1 protein-coding gene is annotated in these 1638 nt (G+C 36.3%); it reads left to right on the top strand.

Translation table 11 applies throughout. From position 1 onward, the window contains the following. Positions 1-86 precede the first annotated feature (86 nt). Positions 87-1277, top strand: a complete 1191-nt coding sequence (locus MW688_RS16915; RefSeq protein ID WP_486737189.1) for a cysteine desulfurase family protein — start codon at positions 87-89, stop codon at positions 1275-1277. Positions 1278-1638 lie beyond the last annotated feature (361 nt).

Genomic DNA, 1638 nt, shown 5'->3' with positions numbered 1-1638 from the left:
TCTGTCTTATTTTGCTGTTTGAGTAAATTTGAGTAGATTTTTAGAAGCGGTTTTATTAAGAAAGCTAAAGTAAAAAAAAGCAGAAAATGAAATTTCGTCCAATTTATTTAGATAACAATGCTACCACACCAGTAGATAAGAGAGTGGTAGAGGCAATGCTACCGTACTTCACGGAAGAATTCGGTAACCCATCGAGTGTAACCCATGCTTACGGATGGGAAGCAGAAGCAGCGGTAAAAAAAGCAAGGGAAACAATAGCCTCAGCAATAAATGCTAAAGAAAGCGAAATTATATTTACTAGTGGAGCAACAGAAGCAAATAATTTAGCGATAAAAGGAGTAGCAGAAGCTTATTTATCCAAAGGACGTCATATAATAACAGTACAAACAGAGCATAAGGCGGTATTAGATCCGTGTAGCTATTTAGAAAGCTTAGGTTTTGAGATAACTAGGTTAGGAGTAAACGAAAAAGGATTAATTGATTTAGAAGAATTAGAAAAAACAATCAAAGCAGAGACAATTTTGGTGTCAGTGATGGCAGCAAATAACGAAATAGGTGTGATCCAAAACTTAAGAGCAATTGGAGAAATATGCCGAAGTCATCAAGTATTATGGCATACAGATGGAGCTCAAGGGCTAGGAAAAATGCCTCTAGACGTAGAAGCAATGAAAATAGACTTAATGTCTCTAACAGCTCATAAAATCTATGGACCAAAAGGAATAGGGGCCTTATATGTAAGGAGAAAAAATCCAAGAGTAAGACTAGCCCCACAAATTCACGGAGGAGAACAAGAAAAAGGACTAAGATCAGGAACCCTATATACACCCCAAATAGTTGGCTTTGCCAAAGCAGTAGAATTAGCAGAAGAATTAAGACCAACAGAATCAGTCCATAAGTTAAAACTAAGAGAAAAATTATGGGAAAAATTAAATAGTATAGAGGGAATTAAGCTAAACGGAGATAAAGAGCAAAGACTAGCGGGTAATCTGAATATCAGCATAGAAGGAGTAAATGGATCAGCCTTGTTACTGGGAATACAATCGAAAATAGCTGTATCATCAGGCTCAGCTTGTGCATCAGCCAAACCAGGAGTATCTCATGTATTAAAAGCATTAGGCAGAAGTGACTCCGAGGCGATCGCTTCAATAAGATTTGGAATTGGTAGATTTAACACAGAAGCAGAAATAGAAGAAACAGCGGCAGAAGTCATAGAAACAATTAAATCGTTACGCAAAGGATCCCAAATAACAGGAAACACAGTAGAAATTTCCAAGTAATGTAAGCTTTCTCAAAGAAATACCTATTTAAGATCTATTTATGATATACTTTTGTGAGTTGGTGGGGTGATTAAGCATTAGGATAGTTCAGGGAAAAAACTACATCTGTTTAAGTTCAACAACTCTGGTAAAATAAAGGTTTAGTCAACTAAAAGCATTTGTCTGGGTTGTTAAAGGAAGTCCTTCACCAAAGAAAAAATTTTAATCCAAAAAAGATCATAAATAATCTATTTTGGGAAAAAATAAGTACTAAAACCATAGCTATAAGAAAAATTAAAATCTAGTTAGCTATCATCTACCTCCACGAGTCAACTTCTGCGGGCTGAAGCCGCGCAGCTTGGACGGCCCAACGTCTGACTAA

It is taken from the genome of Johannesbaptistia floridana (assembly GCF_057440575.1).
Note: the sequence above shows the minus strand (reverse complement) of the source record. Positions and strands in the feature narration are given on the sequence as shown.

Bases quoted from the DNA above. Each gene is read 5' to 3' on its own strand.
- MW688_RS16915 (WP_486737189.1), top strand. From the start codon at position 87: ATGAAATTTCGTCCAATTTATTTAGATAACAATGCTACCACACCAGTA.